22 protein-coding genes are annotated in these 24,643 nt (G+C 44.9%); 5 read left to right on the forward strand and 17 right to left on the reverse strand.

From position 1 onward, the window contains the following. Nucleotides 1-49 precede the first annotated feature (49 nt). A complete protein-coding gene (locus HMO_RS0107845; RefSeq protein ID WP_010301048.1) occupies nt 50-967 on the forward strand; it encodes a tyrosine recombinase XerC in 918 nt (305 codons plus the stop codon). Nucleotides 968-984: 17 nt separating this feature from the next. Here HMO_RS0107845 and HMO_RS0107850 read toward each other — a convergent pair whose 3' ends face one another. The 11 genes from HMO_RS0107850 to HMO_RS0107905 form a co-directional block, all read right to left on the reverse strand. Next, nucleotides 985-2,316 carry a M48 family metalloprotease gene (locus tag HMO_RS0107850; protein WP_010301052.1) on the reverse strand — a complete coding sequence of 444 codons (1,332 nt, stop codon included), beginning with the start codon at nt 2,314-2,316 and terminating at the stop codon, nt 985-987. Nucleotides 2,317-2,537: 221 nt separating this feature from the next. Then, a complete protein-coding gene (locus HMO_RS0107860) occupies nt 2,538-3,287 on the reverse strand; it encodes a flagellar basal body L-ring protein FlgH (protein ID WP_010301059.1) in 750 nt (249 codons plus the stop codon). Continuing rightward, nucleotides 3,287-3,988 (reverse strand): flagellar basal body P-ring formation chaperone FlgA, encoded by a 702-nt coding sequence (gene flgA / locus HMO_RS0107865; protein ID WP_010301063.1) that lies wholly within the window; start codon nt 3,986-3,988, stop codon nt 3,287-3,289. The genes HMO_RS0107860 and flgA overlap by 1 nt, the downstream gene beginning before the upstream one ends. 15 nt (nt 3,989-4,003) lie before the next feature. Then, on the reverse strand, nt 4,004-4,804 hold the full coding sequence (gene flgG, locus HMO_RS0107870; RefSeq protein WP_010301066.1) for a flagellar basal-body rod protein FlgG: 801 nt from the start codon (nt 4,802-4,804) through the stop codon (nt 4,004-4,006). 26 nt (nt 4,805-4,830) lie between these two features. Next, the gene (locus HMO_RS0107875; RefSeq protein ID WP_010301069.1) at nt 4,831-5,562 is read right to left on the reverse strand and encodes a flagellar hook-basal body complex protein; all 732 of its coding nucleotides are present in this window, start codon (nt 5,560-5,562) and stop codon (nt 4,831-4,833) included. A gap of 156 nt (nt 5,563-5,718) precedes the next feature. After that, the gene (gene uvrB / locus HMO_RS0107880) at nt 5,719-7,797 is read right to left on the reverse strand and encodes an excinuclease ABC subunit UvrB (RefSeq protein ID WP_010301072.1); all 2,079 of its coding nucleotides are present in this window, start codon (nt 7,795-7,797) and stop codon (nt 5,719-5,721) included. 122 nt (nt 7,798-7,919) lie between these two features. Continuing rightward, nucleotides 7,920-9,509, reverse strand: coding sequence for an ABC transporter ATP-binding protein (locus HMO_RS0107885; protein WP_010301075.1), 1,590 nt, complete (start codon nt 9,507-9,509; stop codon nt 7,920-7,922). Then, nucleotides 9,509-10,534, reverse strand: coding sequence for an ABC transporter permease (locus HMO_RS0107890; RefSeq protein WP_010301077.1), 1,026 nt, complete (start codon nt 10,532-10,534; stop codon nt 9,509-9,511). Before HMO_RS0107890 ends, HMO_RS0107885 begins: the two co-directional genes overlap by 1 nt. Before the next feature lie 2 nt (nt 10,535-10,536). Then, the gene (locus HMO_RS0107895) at nt 10,537-11,631 is read right to left on the reverse strand and encodes a microcin C ABC transporter permease YejB (RefSeq protein WP_010301080.1); all 1,095 of its coding nucleotides are present in this window, start codon (nt 11,629-11,631) and stop codon (nt 10,537-10,539) included. Between the two features lie 10 nt (nt 11,632-11,641). After that, nucleotides 11,642-13,636 carry an extracellular solute-binding protein gene (locus HMO_RS14315; protein WP_010301083.1) on the reverse strand — a complete coding sequence of 665 codons (1,995 nt, stop codon included), beginning with the start codon at nt 13,634-13,636 and terminating at the stop codon, nt 11,642-11,644. Nucleotides 13,637-13,641: 5 nt separating this feature from the next. Next, nucleotides 13,642-14,157, reverse strand: a complete 516-nt coding sequence (locus HMO_RS0107905; protein WP_029448678.1) for a c-type cytochrome — start codon at nt 14,155-14,157, stop codon at nt 13,642-13,644. A gap of 121 nt (nt 14,158-14,278) precedes the next feature. Between HMO_RS0107905 and HMO_RS0107910 the strand changes: the two genes are divergently transcribed. Beyond that, nucleotides 14,279-15,031 (forward strand): 3-deoxy-manno-octulosonate cytidylyltransferase, encoded by a 753-nt coding sequence (locus HMO_RS0107910; RefSeq protein WP_010301092.1) that lies wholly within the window; start codon nt 14,279-14,281, stop codon nt 15,029-15,031. Nucleotides 15,032-15,164: 133 nt separating this feature from the next. On the opposite strand, the gene HMO_RS0107915 is transcribed toward HMO_RS0107910, so the two are convergent. From HMO_RS0107915 to HMO_RS0107925, 3 genes are read right to left on the reverse strand one after another with little or no spacing between them, the layout of a single operon-like run. Further along, nucleotides 15,165-15,536 carry a gamma-butyrobetaine hydroxylase family protein gene (locus HMO_RS0107915; protein WP_010301096.1) on the reverse strand — a complete coding sequence of 124 codons (372 nt, stop codon included), beginning with the start codon at nt 15,534-15,536 and terminating at the stop codon, nt 15,165-15,167. Continuing rightward, a complete protein-coding gene (locus tag HMO_RS14320; protein WP_010301100.1) occupies nt 15,533-15,790 on the reverse strand; it encodes a Trm112 family protein in 258 nt (85 codons plus the stop codon). Before HMO_RS14320 ends, HMO_RS0107915 begins: the two co-directional genes overlap by 4 nt. Beyond that, the gene (locus HMO_RS0107925) at nt 15,768-16,442 is read right to left on the reverse strand and encodes an LON peptidase substrate-binding domain-containing protein (RefSeq protein ID WP_010301102.1); all 675 of its coding nucleotides are present in this window, start codon (nt 16,440-16,442) and stop codon (nt 15,768-15,770) included. The genes HMO_RS14320 and HMO_RS0107925 overlap by 23 nt, the downstream gene beginning before the upstream one ends. A gap of 220 nt (nt 16,443-16,662) precedes the next feature. Here HMO_RS0107925 and HMO_RS16790 point away from each other — a divergent pair, with 220 nt between their 5' ends. Beyond that, a complete protein-coding gene (locus HMO_RS16790) occupies nt 16,663-16,854 on the forward strand; it encodes a hypothetical protein (protein WP_139016859.1) in 192 nt (63 codons plus the stop codon). 104 nt (nt 16,855-16,958) lie between these two features. Here the strand turns inward: HMO_RS16790 and HMO_RS0107935 are convergent, their stop codons facing one another. The 3 genes from HMO_RS0107935 to HMO_RS0107945 all read right to left on the reverse strand — a co-directional run bounded on the left by HMO_RS0107935 (nt 16,959) and on the right by HMO_RS0107945 (nt 20,849). After that, nucleotides 16,959-18,335, reverse strand: coding sequence for a phosphomannomutase/phosphoglucomutase (locus HMO_RS0107935; protein WP_010301108.1), 1,377 nt, complete (start codon nt 18,333-18,335; stop codon nt 16,959-16,961). 30 nt (nt 18,336-18,365) lie between these two features. Next, a complete protein-coding gene (locus HMO_RS0107940; protein ID WP_010301111.1) occupies nt 18,366-19,244 on the reverse strand; it encodes a UTP--glucose-1-phosphate uridylyltransferase in 879 nt (292 codons plus the stop codon). Between the two features lie 72 nt (nt 19,245-19,316). After that, complete coding sequence (locus HMO_RS0107945; protein WP_010301113.1) at nt 19,317-20,849, reverse strand: S1C family serine protease; 1,533 nt, start codon at nt 20,847-20,849, stop codon at nt 19,317-19,319. A gap of 75 nt (nt 20,850-20,924) precedes the next feature. On the opposite strand from HMO_RS0107945, the gene HMO_RS0107950 reads away from it, so the two are divergent. Further along, complete coding sequence (locus HMO_RS0107950; RefSeq protein ID WP_010301115.1) at nt 20,925-21,176, forward strand: FAD assembly factor SdhE; 252 nt, start codon at nt 20,925-20,927, stop codon at nt 21,174-21,176. A gap of 36 nt (nt 21,177-21,212) precedes the next feature. Continuing rightward, complete coding sequence (gene mfd, locus HMO_RS0107955; RefSeq protein ID WP_010301118.1) at nt 21,213-24,605, forward strand: transcription-repair coupling factor; 3,393 nt, start codon at nt 21,213-21,215, stop codon at nt 24,603-24,605. The last annotated feature ends 38 nt before the right edge of the window (nt 24,606-24,643 follow it).

Below are 24,643 nucleotides of genomic sequence, written 5' to 3' on the forward strand. Positions count from 1 at the left end.
TGTCGTTATGGTAACATGCGATTAAATAATGAAAAAGCAGAGCAATTTTATGAGCGATTTTGTTAACCATTGGATTGATTACCTGGCATCCATAAAACGATATTCTCCTCATACCATTAATGGATACCGTCAAGATTTGCAGCAATTCCTTAGCTTTCTTCAGCAGCACCAAGGGGACCAGATAGATGCTGATGCCCTTAAACAGTTAACCTTAAAAGATATAAGGTCTTGGCTATCTGACCGGTTGCATCGAGGATTTTCACCCCGTTCCACAGCTCGCGCCGTTTCAAGCTGCCGCAGCTTTTTCAAATTTCTTATGCGTCATCAGGGCATCACAGTATCGATTCTGGAACAAATTGATTCCCCACGCTTAAAGCAGAGTCTGCCGCGTCCCTTGTCGCTGGATCAGGCCGCAAAGTTGGTGGCGACGATAGAACACCATGCGCTTGATGCGTGGATAGGATTGAGAGATTGTGCCCTGTTCACCGTGCTGTATGCCACGGGGATGCGCATTAGTGAAGCCTTAGCGCTTAAAGGGGATATTGTTAACGCCAAGGACCATATTACGGTTGTTGGTAAGGGCAATAAAATGCGTACAATTCCCTTGATTGAAGCCGCACAGGAAGCCATTGCCAATTATATTAAGGCTTGCCCTTATCCTATTACTGCCACAACACCTCTATTTTTAGGCGCCCGTGGTAAAACCTTAAATGCAGCCGTTGCCCAGTTAGCTTTGCGCCGTTATCGGCAAAGTGTGGGCTTGCCTGACTTTGTCACCCCCCATGCTTTGCGGCATTCCTGCGCCACCCATTTAATGCAAGAGAGTGCGGATTTAAGGGCCATTCAAGAATTACTGGGGCATGCCAGCTTGTCGTCCACTCAGATCTATACAAAAGTAGACCAACGTCATTTAATGCAATCCTTTATTAAGGCTCATCCCCGTAGTAAATCTGAAGCGGACAGATAAGAGGTAGGTGTTAAGGATTAGCGTTTATTCTTCACAATATCTTGCTGGAGATCTAACGCACGTTGGTAGCCTGGGGACCCTTTAGGAAGTTTTTTTATAGCTTGCTCGACCTTGGCGCGAGCAAAGTCTTCATCGCCCTTAGAAAAAGCTTCCTCGGCCATGGCCAAAGCCGCTAAGCCCATATTGTTGCTTTTACCTTCGGCAACGGCTAAGAGTCGCCACGCAAAGGAATTATCTGGATCCTTCTGGGTGATGGGTAAAAGCAGGGCTTTGGCTCGGGCTTCTTTATTTGATTGCTTAGACTCAAGAATGGCATGCGCCAGCATGACCTTTAAATACTTAGCACGCGGCCGTTTTTGTGAAGCCTTTTCTAAAACTGCAATTGCTTCATCAATTTTACCAGTATCAAATAAGATTTGTCCTTTCATCTCATAATACCAACCGCTATCTGTTGCCTTGATTAAATTGTCTAAGTCCACTAAAGCTTCTGTATAACGTCCCAAACGATAAAGAGCAATCGCCTTAGCGTATTGGCGACCTTCGGGTGAAAGTTTTTTGTTATCTAATTGCTTTAATAACGTTCGAGGTGGATCAAAGAAGCCAATAACCTTACCGCGCAAGCGTTGAAAGTTAGCTTCTATTGTGGCAGAAGGGCCAGGAGCAGGTACTTTAGAGATATGATCTTGAACGGCTTGAATGCGGTCGCTTGTCATCGGGTGAGACAGTGCATAAGGACTAACTTGTTGAGCATACAGGGCTGTCTTTTCGTCGATCACTTTAAAAAAGTCCCGCATTCCTGCCACTCCCCAGCCCAGATGATCTAAGTATTTCATCGCGGCTTGGTCAGCGGAAGATTCTTGGGTGCGGCTAAACTTAAGCATGCTTCTTTCAAAAGCATGACCTCCGCCATACATACCTGCGGCGAGAAGCGAAGGATTGCCTGTCGCCAAGGCCAACGCTCCGCCAAGAATAAGGGCTGTGCCTGCCGGAATTAATGCTTCTGTCATGGCTTGATCCAGGCGGGAGACATGTCCGCCCGCAATGTGCCCAACTTCATGGGCGAGCACTCCTAACAGCTGAGAAGCGTTTTCACAGCGCACAATTAAGCCGGTTTGGATAATAATCACTCCGCCCGTGGTAGCAGCAGCATTAATTTCAGGATTGACGACCAGGTAGACTTTAGGCTTATGGTCTTTTAAGCCAGCAACTTTAAAAAGTTGACTTATCCAGTCGGTGAGATGTTCTTCCACTTCATCGTCAACAATAACCGAGTTCTGTTTAAACTCAATCACAGCATGGGCTAAACTGTGTCCTAAGAAAACTATAATAAGAAGGAGTCGTAGCAGCATAAATATAATTTTCCGCGATAATTATTCATCTAATGATGACATAGTTATAGGAATTAAACAAATTTCTTCAAGTTAATAGAATAGCTTATTTTATACTTAAGGAGGTCAAGCTCCTCATTATCCTCTAAAATCAGAGGATCTTGGCTATTTTTAAGGGTAGCGGGACGTTTATTGGGTAAGCAGCGAATAAGATAAGGGAAATTAATTCCCTTATCCATATCTTAAAATGGAGAAAGCTTATTGAGTGCTTCTGCGCCCCAAGGAACTTCATTGTAATCGCTGATCTGGCCAACTGTGGAGCGAGCAATGCGTGCTTCAGCAATTTTTGAGTAGTCAATGGTATTGCTCGAAGAGATATCTTCACGCCGCACAATACCTTTCAGGTCAATTACTGCCATTTCACCACGATCTCGCACTTCTTGGCGCCCTTGGATAACCAAATTTCCATTAGGCAAGACTTCGATAATTGAAGCTGCTATTTTAAGGATGAGCTTATTATCATATTGAGTTGTGGTCTTTGTCTTGATAACGGGACGGAATTGATAATCAATTAACGAACTCTTATCTACGTTCGCAGGAAATATTTTTTTCAATTTATTTTCATGGCCGAAAACATTTCCTAAGCTTCCTATATTTTGGTGCACATCCCGATCACCTTCAACCTTAGCATCTAAGGACGACTTGTGATTAATATTAACATTAACAGTTAAAATATCACCTACCCTTGCCGCCCGCTGATCCTTAAAAAAGGCGCGCGATCCTGTTTGCCATAAGGAGCTACTATTTTGCGGTTGTGCTTCGGGCAGAGGCATCGGCATTGTAACAGGTTTATAATCGGCCATCAGCGAGGGATTTTGAACTTGGCTCAGTTGCGGCGGTTCCCCGACACCTGATAACCGTTCCGCTAGATTGCAGCCGCTCAGGCTCAAGGTAACAGTTGCGAGAAGGAGAAGATTATAGGCTCTCATCATTAAAATTCCACAGGTCTAATTTCAGCTTTATTGGGACCAAGAACACGGGCCTGAATGACCTTGTTATTCTTGCCGATTTTAAAACGGGCAACTTCTCCAGAAGCGGCATCTCTTTCGGCAGTAGCCGTGGTCGTCAACAGCATGTTCTCGGTTCGGTATGCTATTGTCACGGGATCGCCCCGTTTGATAACGATCGGCGCTCTTACATCATAGCGACTGACGGGCAGCCCTGGCTGTAAAATCCGATTTTTAGCAGTCTGTCCGATAATGTCTTCTTTTTTGAGAATAAAGTTCTGTGATAAACGCCCACTCGGTAATTTTTGCCAGGTAATGTCTGCCTCTTCAATGACTTCACCTGGACCAATAGCACGGGTGAGCATTGGCACCTCTGTTAAGGGCTCCACTTTTCCAGCGATAACCTTTAAGCGAGTTTTATTGTCGGCATTGGCGATGGCCATAAGGGCTTGGAAGCTTTTTTGGTCCTGGTTAAACTGAACCTCTTCTAACACCAGCTTATCATCTTCTTGATCATGGGGAATGGAAAGCTGGTTCGACGTTAAGCTAACATCAAAGTCTCCTGAAAAGTTAACCTTATCTTGAAGGTGAACTTTTAAAGCTTTGGCAACATCTAAGGCAGAAAAAGGAGCAGGTGTTGCCCAGCCTTGAGATACCGCTAATCCAAGTGCAATAAAAACTCTCATTACCATATCTCCTTATTAATTAATCATACGAATGCTGGCATCAAACATTGCATCGCTGGTGGTGATCACTTTTGTTAACTGCTCATAGGCATGTTGAATCTTAACTAAGTCAGTGATTTCTTCAACGGAGTTAACGTTGGAGCCTTCGCGATAGCCTTGCATGATTGTCCCATTTCCTTGGAGACCCGGGTTAGCTATTTGGGGGGCACCAGAGCCATTAGTTTCGGCGAAGACATTCTTACCAATAGCCCGCAGCCCATTGGGGTTGATAAAGCGGCTTAGTTGGAGTTGTCCGATCACCTGATAAGCAGTTTGCCCCGCCGTTTTTACGGAAACAATGCCATCATTGGAAACCTGGAGATCAGTGGCATCGATCGGAATTGTGATTGCTGGCTGTAAAGCATAACCTTCAATGGTGACAAGCTGACCGGTTTGGGCGTCTTTTTGAAAGGTGGCGGTACGTGTGTAGCCTAATGTGCCGTCGGGAAGCTGGATCTGGTAAAATCCATCCCCTGTAATCGCCAAGTCCAATGCTTCGCCGGTGGAAATAAGGTCCCCTTGTTCAAAAGACCGGTAGATTCCAGCGGGCATAACACCCAAGCCAATCGGTAATCCCAAAGCAGAGAAAGTGTTATTATTAGAGGTTTGGATACCAGCTAATGCTTTATCTTGGTAGCCTAAGTCCTGCGCCACCAAATACTGACGCTTAAATCCATCAACGCCTTGAGACGCCAAGTTCTGAGATTTAACGGCGATATTGGTTTCTTGTAAATGCAAACCTGTTTTTGCAATATTTAGTGCATGGGTTAATGACATGGTTTTACCTCAATTTAATTAAATTTTTACATACTAGTACTTGCTGAAACGTTAACAACATCCTTTGCAAGTGAATAACTTTCTTTAAGAATCTTTTCGGCGTGTTCATATCGCCGCTGTATTTCAATAAGTTTAATGGTTTCCTCGATGGCATTCACATTTGAATCCATTAAGAAACCTTGATAAATATCTGCATTGGCAGCAGGAATAAGGTCCTCGTTGCTAACATAATAGCCATCTTTAGTATATTGAAGACTATCTTTATTGGTGACCGTAAATAACCCAACCTTCCCAATCGCGCCGTTTTGATTGCTAATGGTGCCATTGTTACTGATGTGGACATACTTTGATTCAAGAGGAATAACAAGTTCACTGCCGCCATCATTTAAGAGAGGCTCGCCTGTAGGGGTAATTATTTTACCTTGATTGTCTAATTGAAATTGTCCATTTTGTGTTAACTTGCCCCCCGCAATCTGAAAAAAGCCGTCCCCGGAAATTGCCAGGTCATAGGTATTACGGGTTTGTTTTAAAGCTCCTGCTGAGAAGTCCCTTTTTATATTGACGGGCGTAACATAAGAAAGATCGCCACTGGTCCCTAAATTATATTTTGCTTCACGGGACTCGGCGAAAAGTTTTTTAAATCCGCTTGTCGTGCTATTGGCTAAATTTGACGCCGTGACATCAAGTTGTGAATGCAAGTTTTCTTGTAAGGATAAAGCAACTGTTGCTGATCGTTGTACGGGAACACTGAGAACCATAAGTCTGACTCCTCCATTGCTGTCATTTAAATCGTAGCAATAAGCGTGCCAAGTCTGATCAAAGCAGTCAGAAATATTAATGGGGGAGGAAGTCTTAATGAAGTGTTCTGAAATAGGGGGAATCTTTTAAGGGAAGGTAGGGCCTAGAGCGGCCCATTAGCGGCGGCGCTTGCCACGGGGTTGGGGCTTGGAAAAGGTTGGGGCTTCTATGCCTAACTGTTTGGCTTCTAGTGTTTTCAGCTCATCTCGCAGACGCGCTGCTTCTTCAAATTCCAGGTTTGCAGCCGCCTCGCGCATGCGCTTGTCCACCTCTTTAATATATGACTCAAGCGTGCGACCGGTCATCTCTTTGGTCTCCGTATCAATGTCGACCGTTAAATGGTCAGCTTCATAGACACTCTGGATCACATCTTTGATATTCTTTTTAACAGAAGCCGGAGTAATGCCATGTGCCGTATTGTAAGCTTGCTGTTTTTCCCGACGCCGGTTTGTTTCTGTCAACGCTTCTTGCATAGAGCGGGTGATACGATCAGCATATAAAATAACTTTACCATTGACATTACGGGCAGCGCGTCCAATGGTCTGGATGAGAGAGGTTCTTGAGCGTAAATAGCCCTCTTTATCAGCATCCAAAATGGCTACCAGACCACATTCCGGGATATCAAGGCCTTCGCGTAATAAATTGATACCAATCAAGATATCAAATACACCTAAGCGCAAGTCGCGAATAATTTCGATACGCTCTAAGACTTCGATGTCTGAGTGCATATACCGGACTTTTAGCTCTGCTTCGTTGAGATACTCACTTAAAGCTTCAGCCATTTTTTTAGTTAAAGTTGTCACCAGTATCCGCATGCCTTGGCTGATGGCAGCTTTACACTCAGCAATTAAATCATCAATTTGATGCTCACTGGGTCGAACCACGCAAACGGGATCAATAAGACCGGTCGGGCGAATGATTTGCTCGGCGAAGACGCCTTGAGTCTTTTCAAGTTCCCAGGGGCCGGGCGTTGCCGACACGAAAACGGTTTGAGGGCGTAAAGCTTCCCACTCCTCAAATTTTAAGGGGCGATTGTCGGCACACGAAGGTAAGCGGAACCCATACTCACTCAAGGTTTGTTTGCGGGCTCGGTCCCCTTTATACATGCCATGCAATTGCGGGATGGTAACATGGCTTTCGTCGATAATTAACAGAGCATCGGGCGGAATATACTCAAATAAAGTAGGAGGTGGCTCTCCAGGAGCGCGACCCGTTAAATAGCGGGAATAATTTTCAATGCCAGGACAGGTGCCTGTGGCGGCCATCATCTCTATGTCAAATTTGACTCGTTGTTCTAAGCGTTGGGCTTCGAGTAGTTTATTCTGAGTATGAAATTCCTTTAACCTTTGCTCCAACTCAAAATGGATCCCTTTAATGGCTTGTTCCATGGTGGGCCCCGGGGTAACGTAGTGGCTATTGGCAAAAACACGGATTTGCTCTAAACTGGCAAACTTCTCGCCAGTTAAGGCGTCTATCTCGGTGATCGATTCAATATCATCGCCAAAGAAACTAATCCGCCAGGCTCTGTCCTCATAGTGGGAGGGAAATATCTCCAGAATATCGCCGCGCACCCGAAAGGTGCCGCGTACAAAGGAGAGATCATTGCGTTTATATTGGATCTCAGTGAGCTTGCGCAGGACTTCATTGCGCTGAATATACTGACCCACCTTTAACGGTAGAATCATACCGCTGTAGGTTTCCACGCCCCCAATACCATAAATACACGAGACACTGGCAACAATAATAACGTCGCGGCGCTCTAATAAAGCCCGGGTGGCCGAGTGGCGCATGCGATCGATTTGCTCATTAATCGACGCTTCCTTTTCAACATAGGTGTCGGTCCGGGCTACATAAGCTTCAGGTTGATAATAGTCATAATAGGAAACGAAGTACTCAACAGCATTATGGGGGAAAAATTCCCGCATTTCCGCATACAGTTGCGCAGCCAATGTTTTATTGGGCGCCAGAATGATCGTCGGCTTTTGAGTGTTAGCAATAACATGGGCCATGGTAAAGGTTTTACCTGAACCCGTCACACCTAATAAAACCTGGTCTTTTTCCCCTTTGATAACCCCCTCAGTTAATTCAATGATAGCTTGGGGTTGATCACCTGCAGGTTGAAACTCAGAAACAACTTGCAACGGTGGAGAGGAGACACAATTTTTATCATAAAGAAGAGGAATGACAACACTCATAAGCGAATTATGGACAAAAGTCGCTTTTTTCACAACCTTTTATTGCGTCAAAGAGATATTTATTCTTTGTTTTACTTAAAAACTTAAGAGTTATCGTCCCTCAAAGTTGAGGGGGCTCTATTTTATTTGCCGAAAGCAGCTTTAATCAGTTTTCTGGCATAATCAGATTCAGGGTTGCTGATAATCTGCTCAGCGTTGCCGTGTTCGACGACCTGTCCATCTTTCATGACCATAATGCGATGGCTCATGGCTTTAATCACTTTTAAGTCATGGCTAATAAACAAATAAGACAGATTATACTTTGCCTGTAAATTGCGTAATAAATGGATAACATCAGCTTGAATAGAGCGATCTAAAGCTGAGGTCGGTTCATCCAGAATAAGAATTTCGGGTTTAAGAATTAGCGCCCGGGCAATGGCAATCCGTTGGCGTTGTCCTCCAGAAAACTCGTGCGGGTAGCGATGGCGAGCTTCTTCGGGAAGGCCAACTTCCTTAAGAATACTGATAACTTCTGCCTCGATCTCTGCTGCCGACAGAGTTGAATGGACTTCTAGACCTTCGGCAATAATTTGGCTGATTGATAGCCGTGGATTTAGAGAGCTAAAAGGATCCTGAAAAATAATCTGGAGCCGGTTTCTTAAAGGTCGCATTTGTTTCATGGTCATTGCGTCTAATGGCTGACCACAAAAAACAATTTTGCCTGTGCTGGGCAGTAAGCGGAGTAACGCATACACAAGGGTGCTCTTGCCACTGCCGCTTTCCCCGACAATTCCTAGCGTCTCGGCGCGTTTCAGGTGCACGGACACACCTTTGACGGCGGGAAACAGCTTTGCCTTTTGCCAGAACCATGGAGCAGGGCGCTTAAATTCGACCTGAATATCCTCTGCTCTAAGAATAATCTCTTCGTGCGGGATCGTAAGTGGAGCCCCTGAAGGCTCAGCAGCAATTAATTTTTGAGTGTAAACATGCTGGGGGCTCTGAAGAATCTGGGTAGTAGGCCCACTTTCAACAATTTCACCGTTTTTCATGACGGCAATTGAATCTGCTATTTTTGCAACCATACTTAAATCATGACTAATTAAGAGGACGGCCATATTAAATTGTTGCTGCAATGATTTAAGCAGATCAATAATGCCGGCTTGAATCGTGACATCAAGAGCCGTAGTTGGTTCATCCGCAATCAGTAACTTAGGCTCACAGGCGAGTGCCATAGCGATCATCACCCGTTGACGTTGTCCGCCTGATAACTGATGGGGATAAGCTGTGAGACGATCCTCGCCATCGGCAAAACCTACCAGATGCAACAGCTCAATAATCCGGCACCGGATCTGCTCAGGGGTTAACGGCGTATGAACGCTCAAGGACTCGCCAATCTGTTGTCCCACCGTATGTAAAGGATTTAAGGCGGTCATCGGTTCTTGAAAAATCATGCCAATCTGGTTGCCACGATACGGACGCAGGAAATCCTCACCACGGTTCAGAAGCTCGACATTGTCAAATTGAACGGACCCTGTGGGATGGCTTGCCATAGGATAAGGCAGGAGGCCCATAATGGATAGGGCGCTGACAGATTTACCCGAACCGCTTTCCCCAACCAAGGCTAGCGTTTTGCCCCGATCAAGAGAGAAAGAAACATGGCGTACAACATCAGCCGGAGTATTTTCTTGGTTAGTAAAGCGAACACTTAGGTCATTAACGGTGAGCAGGGTCATTAGGCGACTACCTTTCTCGGATCAAATGCATCTCGGATCGCTTCCCCAATAAAAACAAGCAGGCTCAAGATAACTGCTAAAGAGGTAAAGCCCGCCAATACCAACCAGGGGGCATTCACATTATTTTTTCCTTGGGTGATTAACTCCCCTAAAGAGGGGGATCCCGGGGGCAGCCCAAACCCTAAAAAGTCTAAGGATGTTAAGGTGGTAATAGAGGCGTTAATAATGAACGGCAGATAGGTAATGGTGGCCACCATAGCGTTGGGAAGAATATGGCGTATCATAATGCGCCTGTTGGCAACCCCCAAAGCTTCAGCGGCGCGGACATAATCAAGGGAGCGAGTTCGGAAGAATTCTGCCCGCACCACCGCAACTAAGTTCATCCAACCAAAAAGCAGCATAATCCCCAATAGCCACCAAAAGTTTGGCTGGACCATGCTTGATAAAATCATCAGCAGATAAAGGATAGGCAGGCCCGACCAGATCTCAATAAAGCGCTGTACATAGAGGTCAACTTTACCCCCAAAATATCCTTGCAGCCCGCCCACAACAATACCAATCAGCATGGCAAATACAGTTAAAATTAAACCAAACCAAATGGAAATACGGCTGCCATAAATTAGTCGCGCGAGTAAGTCGCGGCCTTGGTCATCTGTTCCTAACCAGTTATCTTGCGAAGGCGGCGCGGGAGCGGGAACAGTAAGATCGTAATTGACTGTATTGAAGCTATAGGCAATCGGAGGGAATAGATACCATCCCTTGGCTGAAATCAGCTCTTTCACCACCGGGTCGCGGTAATTAGTCTCCGTTTCAAAAACGCCTCCCCAATGGGTTTCGGGATAACTTTTAAGGACGGGACTATAGAAATGGCCATCAAAATACACCACTAACGGCTTATCATTTGCAATAAATTCAGCGCAGCTGGTTATTAAGAAAATAATCATAAAAATGATCAGAGAATAATAACCGCGCCGATTCTTCTTAAACTGGGCAATACGCCGGCGTGTCAAGGGGGTGAGCGTCATAATTATCCTCGGGTTGCTGATAGGTCAATACGTCGGTCCACTAACATATAAGTCAAATCTCCAACCAATTGCAGGACCATCCCAATTAAGGTGTAAATAAATAAGGTTCCAAACATCAAGGGATAGTCACGGCTGAGAGCAGCTTCAAATCCCATGTAGCCTAAACCATCCAGAGAGAATAGGAACTCAATTAAAAGGGAGGAGGTGAAGAATATATTGATAAAAGCGGCAGGGAAGCCGGCAATGACGATCAGCATTGCATTGCGAAAAACGTGGCCGTAGAGCACTGTCCTCTCGGATAACCCTTTGGCGCGAGCTGTTAAAACATATTGCTTATTAATTTCTTCAAGAAATGAATTCTTAGTCAATAATGTGAGCTTGGCAAAGCCGCCAATAACCATAGCTGTCACCGGCAAGATAATATGCCAAAGGTAGTCAGTTATCTTCTGGAGCCAGTTAAATTGTGACCATCCCTCAGATACCAAACCCTTAAGCGGAAACCACGTAAAATAGCTGCCGCCAGCAAAGAACAGAATTAAGAATAGGGCAAATAAAAAGCTAGGAATCGCATAACCGATAACAATGATAGCGCTGGTCCACACGTCAAATTTGCTCCCATCCCGTACCGCTTTACGAATCCCTAAAGGAATTGAGATCAAATAAATCAGCAATGTTGTCCATAATCCTAAAGAAATTGATACCGGGAGTTTTTGCTGGATTAAAGTTATGACAGGTGTATCGCGGAAATAGCTTTTACCAAAATCAAGGCAGCTATAATCTTTAATCATTTTTAGGAAACGTTCATGCAGCGGCTTATCAAAGCCAAATTGCTTCTCTAATTCCTTAATAAACTCTGGATCAATGCCTTGGGCACCACGATAAATAGAGTCATGGCTCCCCATTTGTTCAGCATGGCTGCCCATTTCTGAGCCGCCAGAAAGACGAGATTCAGCATCACCCGCTTGGCCGCGAACCTTGGAGATGATCTGTTCAATGGGACCGCCAGGCGCCGATTGCACAATAATAAAATTGATAAGCATGATTCCCAATAATGTGGGAATAATAAGGAACAGTCTTTTTAAAATATAGGAAGCCATTTAAATCCTGTTAGCTGAATATTCTTTTTATATGCCCTAAGACAGTGGCGAAGAAACTGGAGGTTGAAGATTTGGTCATCCTATTTTTCAGACTCTGTGCTTTTTGCTCATCATACCACCAGGTCTGAATATTGAAAGGACTAAATTTGGAGGAAGTTTGCGGATGACCAAATTTGTCCCAATAGGCTACGAAAATTGCGCCTTTATGCCACGCCGGGATCATATAAAATCCCCACAGTAAAAGGCGATCGAGAGCGCGGGCACGTTGGCACAGTTGCGGATAAGACTCTGATTGGATCATCTGCTCAATAACCTTATCAATAATCGGATCCTTTATACCTGCATAATTGAATGTGCCCGGACTATCAGCGCGGGCTGATCCAAAGAAGTCTCGCTGTTCATTGCCTAAGGAATTACTTTGAAGGATAGAATCCAAGATGATGTCGAAGTCTTTATTGTCGACTTTTTGTGTATAAGCTGCTTTGTCGATGGAGCGGACGCTGGCTTTAATGCCAATCCGTTCTATAACATCGACATAAGGCATACATAGCTTTTCTTTGGATTTGTCATCGATAAGGAGTTCAAAGGTAAAAGGGGCGTTTGTCTGCTTGTTTACCATGCGGCCGCCTTTAATATGCCATCCAGCCTCCTCAAACAATTTAATGGCTTTACTCATGGTCGCCCGCAGGTCATGTGCATCCTGTTTACTAGGAAGAGTGAAAGGTTGTGAAAAAACTCTTTCAGGGATCTGCTGCTTCAGCGGCAGCAGCACCTCCAGCTCTTGGGTCGAGGGCAAATCCCGGGCGGCAAAGCAAGAGTTGGGAAAATAGCTAAGATTGCGACGGTAAGCATTGTAAAAAAGGCGTTTATTAAGCCCTTCAAAGTTATACATAATGGTTAATGCTTCACGGATTTTAGCATCTTGAAAAAGGGGGCGCCGAAGATTGAAGAAAAACCCATACGTAGGCTCAGTATGCTCATGGGCCAATTCTTCGCGAATGATCCAGCCCTGCTTAACGGCGGGAAAATTATATTCTGTATTCCATGTTTTAATACTGCCCTCAACACGAAGATCGATGCGTTGACTCTTGAAAGCTTCAAATTGTGAGGTGACATCTAAGAAAAATTCGAAGCAAATTTCATCAAAGTTATTCTTGCCTATCTGGCTCGGTATCTGGCTTGCCCACCAGTTTTTAACACGCTCGTAAATGATTGTGCGCCCGGCATCAAACGATTTGATGCGGTAGGGTCCACTTGACGGCGGGATGTGCAAGGACGTTGAACTGAAATCGACTTTCTCATAAAAATGTTTGGGGAGAATGAATGTTTGTCCTAGAATTACAGGCAGTTCAGCGTTTTTAGTGCCATCCAGATGGAATTTAATTTGATGCTCTGACAGCTTTTCTACTTTGGTGACGTTCTTATAATACGTCCGAAACATCGGACTTCCTTTATCCTTCAAAGTGTTAAAGGACCAAATGACAGTATCCGCGGTGATTTTAACACCATCATCAAACTGAGCTTTAGGATTAAGATTAAAAATGATAGAGCTGCGGTCAGGAGCGACTTCAACGCTTTCGGCCACGTAGGAATAAGTTTCCCCGGCTCGATCTGTGGTCTCTTCCATCAGCTTCGCAAAGATTAAGCCAATACCTGCCGGATAATCTCCCTTAACAATAAAAGGATTAAAGCTGTTAAATGTTCCCAGCGCACTTAAATGTAACTGTCCGCCTTTGGGGGCGTGAGGATTAACATAATCAAGATGCTTAAAGCCATCGGCATACTTGCGCGTTCCAAAGGTCGACAGGCCTTGCGCTTTGATTCCTGGCGGCGCGGATGGGGACGGCATTTCTGCGCACGCTGGCAGACAGAAGACGGGGCTTAACGCGAGAAGAAGAAGGAAGCTCTTAGCAAGATTAGAGTGCCAGGTGCCAGGAGAAGGGGTGCCAAAGTGCCGACTATAGGGACATTTTAGACTTCCATCTCTTGCAGAAGCTGACTCCATCCAGTTTAATCCTTAAGGGTTTGCAGATAAGCGATTACATCCGCCCGATCTTCGTCTTTTTTAAGTCCCGCAAAGGACATTTTTGTTCCACTCAAAAATTCTTTCGGCTTATGGATAAATTGGTTAATTGTCTCAATATCCCAATTTCCACCCAGCTCTTTCATGGCTTTCGAATAAGCAAATTCAGTGCTGCCACGGCCTCTGCCGACAACACCCCACAGATCGGGCCCCGTCGGTAATGCGGCGGCTCCTTTAGCAAATACATGGCATTGAGCACATACCTTTTTTGCTAAAGCTGCGCCATTTTCGATGTTTGCTTTTGCTAATAGCGGCGTAATAGGGGCTAGCTCTTTTTTTTCTGGCGTAGCTCCCCCTGCTGCAGGGGCCATATCAATCTCAATAATATTTTTTTGCAGCTGATCGCGATGCATTAAACCATCACTCATGAGGCTTCCTAACATGGAGACAATAAGAGCAAACAATATAGCTCCCGCGATCTTATTAAACTCAAAGCTATTCATAAATTTTCCAGAAATTTTAGCTATCCTTGAAACAATTATAATCGCAATTGATTCCATTTGCCAATGGGGATTCAAGGATTATATAACAGAATCATAGATTTCTATAAACACTAACTTAAAAATGACGCAACCTATTATTGTTATTCCGGCGCGCTTAGCTTCCACAAGGTTAGCAAATAAACCTTTAGCTGATATTCACGGTAAGCCTATGATTGTGCGAGTGCTAGAGCAAGCTCAAAAAACAGCATTAGGCCCCGTTATTGTGGCTTGTTGTGGCGCAGGGATTGCCGAGATTGTCAGACAGGCAGGCGGTATCGCCATTGAGACGGATCCGGAATTGCCGTCTGGAAGTGATCGTATTGTGGCGGCACTGCGTCAATTTGACCCACAAGCAAATTACGATGTTGTCATTAACCTGCAAGGGGATCTACCAACCATTGATCCGACGCTAATCCGTGCTTCTCTGGCACCGTTACAAGATTCCAAGGTCGACATTGCTACTTTATGTTGTCGAATTGAGGACCTTGCTGAAATCCATAACCCCAATGTGGTCAAGATTGCTTTATCTGAGTGGCAAAGCAAGCACGGCGCTGATATTAGCCGCGCGGTGTATTTTAGTCGACTCCCTGTCCCAGCCAATGCCAGTACTTATTATCACCATATTGGCCTTTATACCTATCGCCGCAGCTCCCTAGAAACCTTTGTGGCTTTGCCCCCTTCGTACTTAGAAAGGACGGAAAAATTAGAGCAGTTGCGGGCATTGGAATCAGGTATGCACATTGAGGTGGTTTTAGTTGAGGCGATGCCCCAGAGTGTCGATACCCCAGAGGATTTAGCAAAGGTTTGTCAATCTTTTAAAGCTAACAAGGAGTGAGAAAAAAGAAGCTGGTACTGGAGGCTCCTATAAATCGCTTCTGATCACGCTATGACGGATCGCTTAATTATTGTAAATGCTGTTCGCAAGGGGTAAAGTTTTCAACAAGGAAATGTTGGGCTTAAATCAAGAGTTACCGAGCCAATCCCATGGATTTCAGCATGATAAGATAGCGAGACCAGTTCTCACTGTTCTTACGCCCCAGATCATAAAGATAAGCCCAAGTGTAAATGCCGGTCGAATGATTGTCATTAAAATGGATGCGAATGGCGTAATTTCCCACCGATTCAATCTGATTAATAGCTACATTTTGGCAGCCAGAAATGATCTTCTTCTGGCTACTGCCATGACCTTGAACCTCAGCGGAGGGGCTTTCTACTCTCAAGTATTCTGCTGTGAGCCTGAAAAGGGTGCCATCATCAAATTCAACTTCTAAAATACGCTCTTTTTTTAAAAGGCGGATATTGGTGGGCCAGGGAGTGACGGTAAGATGAGCATGACTCATTGGCAATCCTTATTAAACATGTCTTTGAACTCCTGCGCTTTGGCTTCATCAACAATTTCCGCCTCATCAATCAGCATAATCGGTACTCCCTTAACTATAGGATAAGCAAGGCCCGCCGCTTCACTAATTAAGCGATTATTTTGACGATCATAAGTCAAAGTCGTCTTGGTTAAAGGGCAAACTAATATTTCAAGTAATTTGGGATCGACCGCAATACCCACCGTTTTATCCTCAATGATAGGTTGTATTCTCATTCGCGCCCCCCAGAGCAGCCATTTCAATTAACATGGTAATCATTTGTGACTGTTCCTGGATAGACTCTGTTTCTAGTAAAGCCTGTTTTTCTGATGGTGGCAAGGGGCATGCCATTGATAAGGCTGTCAATAATTTATGGTTTGAGGTTTTATTTATTTCATCCCAGTTGGGGGCAATGTCAAGACGATCAAAGTAAGGCTTTAAGGCCCGCAGTAAGCGGGGACGGTCCATCTGAAAATCCACTTCTTCTATAAGATCGCTGGCATAGGGTTCATAATCCACGGTTGCAATCGGATAACCGCTCTCACTTTCTTTCTGCTCAAGTAGGCGGAACCGCATGACTCCTTCTAACTCTGCTATCAGTTTATTTTCTTCATGCTCCACAACATCGACTATTTTAGCAAGACAGCCAGTTTCGAACAGACCTAGCCGATCTAAGTCAGTTTTGCCGCGTAAACTGGCGCTCGGTTGGATTAATCCTAATAGCTTGTTACTGGTCATACAGTCGCTAATCATTGCCAAATGCGACGAATCAAAAACAGGTAGCGGTAGATGAGCTTTAGGTAAAAGAATAGCTCCCCGCACCATAAATAAAGGAATTTGAGAAGGTAAGTCTTTGATAGATATAATAGTGTTAGCCCAATCTTTCATTTTTTTAAAATCTTATATATTCTTTGATAACAAAAAGATGGACATTCTTAACCCAAATCGCAAGGGGAAAATTGAAAAAAATCCTTGGATTACAGATTTTGTTTTAGAAATCTTATGAAAATCAATGTCTTATTTTTTAGTGTCTTTGCGTTTTTAATATGGACTTTTATTCTTCCTGACCTAATTTTTTGATAAAGGGTGTTTAACACGGAGAATAATTATGGTTATTCCCTCTTTCTTAATTATTCTTGCTAGCAATGTTTGTCCTGTTGAAAAAGACGTCAAATGTTGCGTTGACTGTGAAGCGCGTTTCTTAATCTGCCAGAAGAATAGCGACAGTTTAACTGAGAAAATGAACTGTTTGCAAAGGAAGCGTCAATGTCAAGAGAGGTGTAGCAGTAAGAAGGACTAGCCTCTTAGAAAGAAGTAGGACTTTCTTAGGTTGGTCATTCCGCAGTCCCTCTTTATATAAACTTTAAAAGGCCGGCGCCTTGTCAGCGACGCGGCAGCTTAAGATTAGCCAAGAGCATCGATGCTGAAGAATTTATTTAAATGCAACCTTAGATTCTGCTGGAGCTGTTCAAGCCCCGCAGCGGTCTTTGATTCGCAGCGTCCCACCAATGCTGGCTGAGTATTGGAAGCACGGATTAACCACCACCCATTGTCATCACTGTAGCGTAGGCCATCAATATCTGAAAAATTAATATTCTGTCTTTGGAAATCTTTCTTCATCTCTTCAATGATTTGAAACTTAATTTCGTCTGGACAATCAATTCTTAATTCTGAGGTGGAATGATACTTGGGTAGACCATCATAGATCTCAGCACAGCTTTGCTCAGAATTCTGAAGGATATTGATAAAGCGAATCGCTCCATACAGCGCATCATCATACCCATAATATCTGTCAGCAAAGAATAGATGGCCACTTACTTCCCCTGCCAGAGGGGCGTTTTCTTTCTTGGCCATCATCTTTACAAACGAGTGGCCGGTACGACACATGAGCGCCTGTCCCCCCAGTGCCGGGATCATTTCATAAAAAGCCTGGCTGGTTTTTACATCGCCAATAATCTTAGCGCCCGGTTGGTTTTTTAAAATGTCATCTGCAAATATTATCAGCAATTGGTCACCCATAAAGGCGCGGCCTTTATGATCTAAGACTCCTAACCGGTCTGCATCGCCATCAAATGCAATCCCCGCATCACAGCTATGCTCTTCAATTACTTGCCGTAGCTGCATAAGATTCTTGTCAACCGAAGGATCAGGGTGATGATTGGGGAAATTACCATCAATTGTACTATTGATAATAATATGCTCTCCCTCTAAGTGCTGGATGAGAAATTCAAGGATTTCTCCGGCCGCCCCATTGCCTGGATCCCAAGCAAGTTTTAAGGGCTTCTTAGCGGGAATATAATCCTGCAAAAGCCGAGCAATATAAAATTCACGGACATCAATATGTTCGATCTCCCCTGCGACCTCAGCCCGGTGGAAGGGCTGGCTTGCCAGGCTACGGATACTGTCACCAAAGAAAGGACCATCCTTTAAGGTGATCTTAAAGCCATTATCATCTTTCGGATTATGAGATCCGGTAATCATGATGCCGGCAAAAACAGGCAGAGTTTGGGTAGCAAAGTAAAGCATGGGGGTAGGTCCCACCCCTATATCTAATATAGTTATCCCAGCCTCGATTAATCCTTGAGTTAAATGCTGATGCATTTCTGGAGAAGATAAACGGCCATCGCGTCCAAGGCAGATTAGATGTTGATCTTGTTGACGGACCCATGTCCCAAAACGCCGTCCTATTTCTAAGGCATCCTTGGCCCCCAGATTGTGGTTGATCGTTCCTCGGATGTCGTATTCTCGCAAAATATGCGGGCTAAATTGGTGCTGAGTCATGGGGTATTGGTCTCATCTTGAAACTGTTGTTTATTCTCTAATCTTTAAATTCTTGAGGGTGGTAAGAAGCTTTTCGCGGAGATCATTGCGTTCAAAAGCATTGGCTATATTGGCTTCCAGCCAACCTTCCTTGGTGCCACAGTCATAACGTTGACCTGCAAATCGCACACCATAAAATGGGATGCCGGCTTGGATCATGGGATAGAACGCGTCGGTTAGTTGGATCTCTTTACAGATGCCCAGGTTGTGGATATTGATAGATTCAAAAGTCATCGGATCAAGAATATAGCGACCAACGATGGCAGTACAGGATGGGCTACGATGCGGGGCAGGCTTTTCAATAACATGCTTGGCTTTGACAATCCAGCCATCATCACTCTCGATGTCCAGGATGCCATACCGTGACACGTGCAGGGGCTCAACATCCATAACCGCCGTATAATTGCCGCGGCCCAGCTTCTCATAAGCACTGATCATTTGGGCAGTGCAAGGCGCCCCTCCTATAATCATATCATCGGCCAGAAGTAAAGCAAAAGGTTCATTGCCGACCAGATGGCGGGTGCACCAGACAGCATGTCCCAGTCCCAAAGGCTGCTGCTGTCTGATAAAAATAGCGTCTCCCGGACTAAGCTGAGACGATTTTACTTTTTCTAGCTCTTTGGTGTTGCCGCGTTCTGCCAAGGTTCTCTCGAGTAATGGATTGCTATCAAAATGATCTTCAATGGCAGTTTTACCCTGAGATGTAATAAAAATAAATCTTTCTATTCCGGCCGCTTTGGCTTCTTCAACCGCATGTTGGATCAGTGGCTTGTCACCAACGGTGAGCATTTCTTTAGGGATCGCTTTTGTTGCCGGTAAGAAGCGTGTCCCTAAGCCGGCGACAGGAAAAACAGCCGTTCTGATTCTCATGCACTTTCTCTTGCTGGAGCGTTAAAAGTACCCTTAGGATAGGGTAAAGCTTTTAATCTCTCCAGAACAATTTTATTCAATATCTTTTGCATCCCATTCAAGCGTTTTATCATTAAAGGAATAAAGTTTAGGAGAATCAAACTTACCTTCATAGGTAATAATAGCGATACGTTCTTGCCGATCCATACTGGAATACTGACCCAGTCCCATGGATCCGACATAGTCAACATAGCGAATGGAGAAGGTTTTCTTCTTCGCCAGCTCTGGAATTGCCTTTTGAAGATCGTCTAAAGATTTAATAGGCTTATTGTCAAGAGCTTTGATGGCAAATAACTTTGGCGTCATAAAGAAAGGAAGTTTAAAACTCTCATTACGGCTGATTGCGTTAAAAGGAGAAGTTTGCCCGATGCCCATAATAAAAACGCCCTGTTCTTTTTCGCCAAAGAAATAATTAACAAACTCATTGTTGCTAAACCAGGTAGTATCGGCAAAGGAGATAAACTTGTGGTAAGGAGCCGCGCTCAAAGCATAGGGTGTTAATTTAACTTCCTTAAGCTTGCCATCGCGATAAATTTCAAGAGTTATGTCGGCGCCATTACTATGGTTAATACTTTTTTCGAATTGATACAGATGGGGGCCAACCATTTCTCCATTTAATGACCAGATTAAATCGCCTGCTTCCAAGGCCGCACTGGCGGCGGTTCCTTTAACTGTTCCCTGAACAATAGCAACTTTATTTTGGGCGTCTGGAAATTTTTCCTTATATTTTACTAAAGCCTCTTTCGGCAGGATGCCTGCTTTTTCATAATCTGAGATACTGCCATAACCGGGAATGGCGCCGGTGCTCCAGATTTGAGGAAGTTTCCCCTGCTTAATGACCTCCAGCGCATCAATTAAATAGCTTGCAGGGAGGCCAGACCCAGAGGTAAATTTACCGCCATAAACAATCCCGACAACTTTACCTTCATCATCAAAAATTGGTGATCCACTCGCACCGCCAACCGTAAGACCGGAAAAACTGAACGACTGTTCTCCGAAGGGACCTAGATTATCATAAATGCTGTAGACTGTCCCTTTAAAGGTCGAGAATTCATCGCGGGCAGAATTGCCCATCGAATAGACCGTTTGATTAACGGCAATGGGGTGCTTCGAGAATTCAAGAGCAATGGCAGCCTTAGGCAATTTTTCGGGGTCGACTTTAAGAAAGGCATAGTCTCCTAAAGTGGCCAGAGGCAAATGATGCGCCTCCACCGAAGAGCCATCCGCAAACTTAACGGTATAAGTGCTAACCGTCATATCCCCCGCCACATGCTTGTTGGTAGCAATAATGCCCCGTTCTTTGTCAACAATAAAGCCACTGCCTGCCCATGTTGTCCGCTCATTCGCTTCCACATTGGCAAAAGTCTTGACGTCAATAATCACCACTCCTTTACGCACGAGATCCAGAATCCGCTTTTTACCTTTGCTGACATCGGTGCCTTCATTTGCTGCGGAGACGAGGGTAGCGCCTTCCTGGGGATTTGAAACAGTCGGAAGTTGGACAGCTATACTACTGCTGGTGGCCAATAACCCCACAAAAAGCAAAGCAGACGGAAATGTGCACATGGTAAGACCTCTTAACAGTATTGCTTGTGATAAAACTCAACATAGAGCATGATTCTTAAGGAAGGGTAAAAATTGATGACTATTTACTTAAAACGATTAATCTATAACGCCACCCATCGCGGCCTAAAAGAAACCGACGTTTTATTAGGAAAATATGCGTGTGCTTGCTTGCCAACCCTAAGTGATTCCCAACAAAAACTGTTTGAGCAGTTATTAGCAGAGCAGGATGCCGATATCCTTTCGTGGTGTATGGGGAATACCACAGTTCCTGACTGCTATCATGCCATAATTTGTGAAATACTTGCGTTTCATAAACAACAACGCTAGGGTTAGGCCAAGTTTAGGTTATCTAGTGTCGAAAGTATGGCAAGCAGAATTTATTCAGGAATTGCGGTTGGATTCGAGCCTTTTATTATTCAAGATCTTCTCACCTCACAAGGGGCGTCTTGCCTCTTCTATATCGTCCCTAATGAGGAACGAGCCGTCCAGTTAACTGCTCAATTGAAGGTGGTCTTAACAACAATTGCAACTTATCATTTGCCGGCGTGGGATTGTCTTCCCTATGACCGGATTGGACCCAGTCAAGATGTCTTGACACAGCGGATGCAGGTTTTATCGGCCATGGCCGCAAGCCAAGCGACAGTGGTGGTGTTATCGGCCTCTAGTTTCTTGCAACGCGTCCCACCCTTATCTAGTTTGATTAACCGTCACCATACATTAACGGTTGGGCAGACATTATCGATGACTGTGCTGATTGACAGTCTCAGTCAATCGGGCTATGTGCGGGTAGAGACGGTGAGAGAAGCAGGAGAATTTGCTGTTAGAGGCGATATCTTAGATATCTTTCCCGTTGGGTTGGCCGATCCCGTGCGATTAGATTTTTTTGGAGACCATCTCGAAAGAATCCGCCATTTTGATGCTCTAAATCAGACAACAATTAATCAGATTAATTACGTTGAGCTACAGCCGAGCCATGACCTGGCGTTGACCGATGAACAAATTAAAAGGTTTCGACAAAATTACCGAGAACGCTTTGGCCATATTATAACCCCCCTCTATGAAGCAGTTTCAGAAGGGCGACGTTATGCAGGGATAGAGCATTGGTTGCCTCTGTTCTTTAAAACCATGGTTAGTGTTCTCGATTATGCCCCTCAAGCGCAAGTCTTTTATGATCATCAGGTTGAGGATGCTATTAAAACTCGGCTAGAGTTGATCCATGACTATTATCACAATCGCTTAGCAAAGTTACCCGGAGATACCTCACCGCCTTATAATCCTGTCAAGCCTGAAGACAGCTATCTAACCTTGAGGGAATGGGGACAGACCAAAGAGCAGGCTTATCTCGTAACGCCATTCAGCCAAGAACATCAAATTGATTATCAATGTCGGCGGGGGATAAGCTTGCCGGTAGGGACTCCCACCCAGCAAGCTTTACAGCATTTGAAACAAACGCTGCAGCAGCATCCAGATCAACAAATTGTTCTTGCTTGTAGTAGCGAAGGATCGCGCGATCGATTGCAGCATATGCTTGAGGATTCAGGAGTCACCGATTTTAAAGTGGTTTCTCAGTGGCCGGGAGCTGAGTGTGCACGGAGTATGAGCGTATATCCCTTGGATCACGGCTTTGCCACTCCCACCATGCTGGTCATTACAGAAAGTGACTTGTTAGGGGAGAGAATCATTCGCCAACCTAGCAAACAGCGTAAAACTGAGAAATTATTGCTAGAAACTTCACAGTTATCCACGGGCGATTTAATTGTCCACCGCGATCATGGGGTTGGCCGCTATGAGGGGTTGGCGCCGGTAGAAGTGGATGGAGCTTTACATGATTGTTTAACGCTGGTCTATTACGGGGGAGATAAATTATTCTTACCAGTTGAAAATATTGATGCCATCAGCAAGTATGGCGACGCCGATACACTGGTGCAACTCGATCGATTAGGATCTGCTGCTTGGCAAAATCGTAAAGCGCGGGTTAAAAAGCGCATCCGTGAAATTGCCGACTATTTAATTAAACTGGCGGCAGAGCGGGCCTTACAAGAGGCGCCGATCTTACAAATCAAGTCTCAAGATTATGATCGCTTCTGTGCCAGCTTTCCCTATGTCGAAACCGATGACCAGCTCAGAGCAATTGAAGAAACCTTGGCGGACATGGCCTCAGGTAATCCCATGGATCGGTTGATTTGCGGGGATGTGGGCTTTGGCAAGACTGAAGTCGCTTTAAGGGCGGCCTTTGTCGCTGTGGCTACGGGTAAACAAGTGGCAATTATTGCGCCAACAACGCTGCTCTGCCGTCAGCATTATCAAACCTTTTCGCGTCGGTTCCAAGCTTCTGGCTATCGGGTTGAGCAATTATCGCGCTTTGTTTCCCCCAAGAATGCTGAGGCCATCCGCCGCGATCTTAGTGAGGGCCAAGTTGATATTATTATTGCGACTCATGCCCTCTTTTCTGATAAAACCCAGTTTGTTGATTTAGGCCTGGTCATCATTGATGAAGAGCAGCATTTTGGCGTAAAGCAGAAAGAAAAACTGAAAACCTTACAAAAAGACGTCCATGTATTAACGTTAACCGCGACGCCGATTCCCCGAACCCTTCAGCTGGCGTTAACAGGGGTACGGCAAATGAGCTTAATTGCCACCCCGCCGATTGATCGTCTGGCGGTGCGGACCTTTGTGACCCCTTATGATAGTTTAGTGATCCGTGAGGCGATCCTGCGCGAGCATTATCGTGGCGGACAGATTTTTTATGTCTCACCGCGGCTAGAAGATTTAACTGCTTTACAAGAACAACTGACCAAGTTATTGCCCGAGATAAAAATTGTTGTGGCTCATGGTCAGCTGTCCTCGGGGCAGTTGGAAGACGTTATGACAGCTTTTTATGACCGGAAGTTTGATCTACTCTTGTCCACGAATATTGTTGAATCAGGCATTGATATCCCCAATGCCAATACCTTGGTTATCCATCGGGCAGATCTATTTGGCTTGGCGCAGTTATATCAACTGCGGGGCCGCGTCGGCCGGTCTAAAGCGCAGGGGTATGCCTATCTGACCATCCCCTCTGATAAACCTGTCTCTGATACTTCTCTTAAACGATTAGAGGTTATGCAAACCTTAGATAAACTAGGGGCGGGCTTTACCTTGGCAAGCCATGATCTCGATATTCGGGGCACCGGGAATCTAGTAGGTGAGGAACAATCAGGTCATATTCGTGAGGTCGGTGTTGAGCTTTACCAGCATTTATTGCAAGAAGCGATTATTCAAGTCCGTGTCGAACAAGAAATGGGGGTTCCGTCTACGCAAGAAGAGTGGTCGCCGCAAATCAATCTGGGAACTTCCGTTATGATTCCAGAGACCTATGTGCGCGATCTCAATTTACGCTTAAACTTATATCGCCGCATCGCTAATCTAAAATCGCGCGAAGAAATTGATGCCTTCGCTGCGGAAATGGCAGATCGTTTTGGCCGTTTACCAGCAGAGGTCCTCAATCTGCTTGAACTTATTGAGGTTAAGAGTTATTGTCGGGCCGCCCATATTGAAAAAGTTGATGTTGGCCCTAAAGGCGTGGTCATTTCCTTTAAGGATAATAAATTTCCTGAACCAGAAAGGCTTATGAACTATATTCAGGATCCTAAAGTGAAAGCTAAATTGCGACCTGATCAAAAGATTGTCTTTATTCGCGAATGGGACTCTGCGGCCAAACGAGCACGCTCGGTGCGCATAATTTGTGCGAACTTGGCCAAGTTGGCTCAAGCTTAAGTACGCCATCACTTATAATTTAGGGGCCTCGGCTAAAA

Origin of the sequence: Candidatus Odyssella thessalonicensis L13 (assembly GCF_000190415.1) — a bacterium.
Lineage (GTDB): Bacteria > Pseudomonadota > Alphaproteobacteria > Paracaedibacterales > Paracaedibacteraceae > Paracaedibacter > Paracaedibacter thessalonicensis.

Excerpts from the sequence above, each read along its gene's own strand:
- HMO_RS0107925 (WP_010301102.1), bottom strand. The coding sequence starts at position 16,442 with ATGAAAGATTGGGCTAACACTATTATATCTATCAAAGACTTACCTTCT.
- HMO_RS0107895 (WP_010301080.1), bottom strand. The coding sequence starts at position 11,631 with ATGGCTTCCTATATTTTAAAAAGACTGTTCCTTATTATTCCCACATTA.
- HMO_RS0107950 (WP_010301115.1), top strand. The coding sequence starts at position 20,925 with ATGACTATTTACTTAAAACGATTAATCTATAACGCCACCCATCGCGGC.
- HMO_RS0107935 (WP_010301108.1), bottom strand. The coding sequence starts at position 18,335 with ATGACTCAGCACCAATTTAGCCCGCATATTTTGCGAGAATACGACATC.
- HMO_RS16790 (WP_139016859.1), top strand. The coding sequence starts at position 16,663 with ATGGTTATTCCCTCTTTCTTAATTATTCTTGCTAGCAATGTTTGTCCT.
- HMO_RS0107845 (WP_010301048.1), top strand. The coding sequence starts at position 50 with ATGAGCGATTTTGTTAACCATTGGATTGATTACCTGGCATCCATAAAA.
- HMO_RS0107885 (WP_010301075.1), bottom strand. The coding sequence starts at position 9,509 with ATGACCCTGCTCACCGTTAATGACCTAAGTGTTCGCTTTACTAACCAA.
- uvrB (WP_010301072.1), bottom strand. The coding sequence starts at position 7,797 with ATGAGTGTTGTCATTCCTCTTCTTTATGATAAAAATTGTGTCTCCTCT.
- HMO_RS0107850 (WP_010301052.1), bottom strand. The coding sequence starts at position 2,316 with ATGCTGCTACGACTCCTTCTTATTATAGTTTTCTTAGGACACAGTTTA.
- HMO_RS14320 (WP_010301100.1), bottom strand. The coding sequence starts at position 15,790 with ATGAGAATACAACCTATCATTGAGGATAAAACGGTGGGTATTGCGGTC.
- HMO_RS0107945 (WP_010301113.1), bottom strand. The coding sequence starts at position 20,849 with ATGTGCACATTTCCGTCTGCTTTGCTTTTTGTGGGGTTATTGGCCACC.
- HMO_RS14315 (WP_010301083.1), bottom strand. The coding sequence starts at position 13,636 with ATGGAGTCAGCTTCTGCAAGAGATGGAAGTCTAAAATGTCCCTATAGT.
- HMO_RS0107905 (WP_029448678.1), bottom strand. The coding sequence starts at position 14,157 with ATGAATAGCTTTGAGTTTAATAAGATCGCGGGAGCTATATTGTTTGCT.
- HMO_RS0107860 (WP_010301059.1), bottom strand. The coding sequence starts at position 3,287 with ATGATGAGAGCCTATAATCTTCTCCTTCTCGCAACTGTTACCTTGAGC.
- mfd (WP_010301118.1), top strand. The coding sequence starts at position 21,213 with ATGGCAAGCAGAATTTATTCAGGAATTGCGGTTGGATTCGAGCCTTTT.
- flgA (WP_010301063.1), bottom strand. The coding sequence starts at position 3,988 with ATGAGAGTTTTTATTGCACTTGGATTAGCGGTATCTCAAGGCTGGGCA.
- HMO_RS0107890 (WP_010301077.1), bottom strand. The coding sequence starts at position 10,534 with ATGACGCTCACCCCCTTGACACGCCGGCGTATTGCCCAGTTTAAGAAG.
- HMO_RS0107910 (WP_010301092.1), top strand. The coding sequence starts at position 14,279 with ATGACGCAACCTATTATTGTTATTCCGGCGCGCTTAGCTTCCACAAGG.
- HMO_RS0107940 (WP_010301111.1), bottom strand. The coding sequence starts at position 19,244 with ATGAGAATCAGAACGGCTGTTTTTCCTGTCGCCGGCTTAGGGACACGC.
- HMO_RS0107915 (WP_010301096.1), bottom strand. The coding sequence starts at position 15,536 with ATGAGTCATGCTCATCTTACCGTCACTCCCTGGCCCACCAATATCCGC.
- flgG (WP_010301066.1), bottom strand. The coding sequence starts at position 4,804 with ATGTCATTAACCCATGCACTAAATATTGCAAAAACAGGTTTGCATTTA.
- HMO_RS0107875 (WP_010301069.1), bottom strand. The coding sequence starts at position 5,562 with ATGGTTCTCAGTGTTCCCGTACAACGATCAGCAACAGTTGCTTTATCC.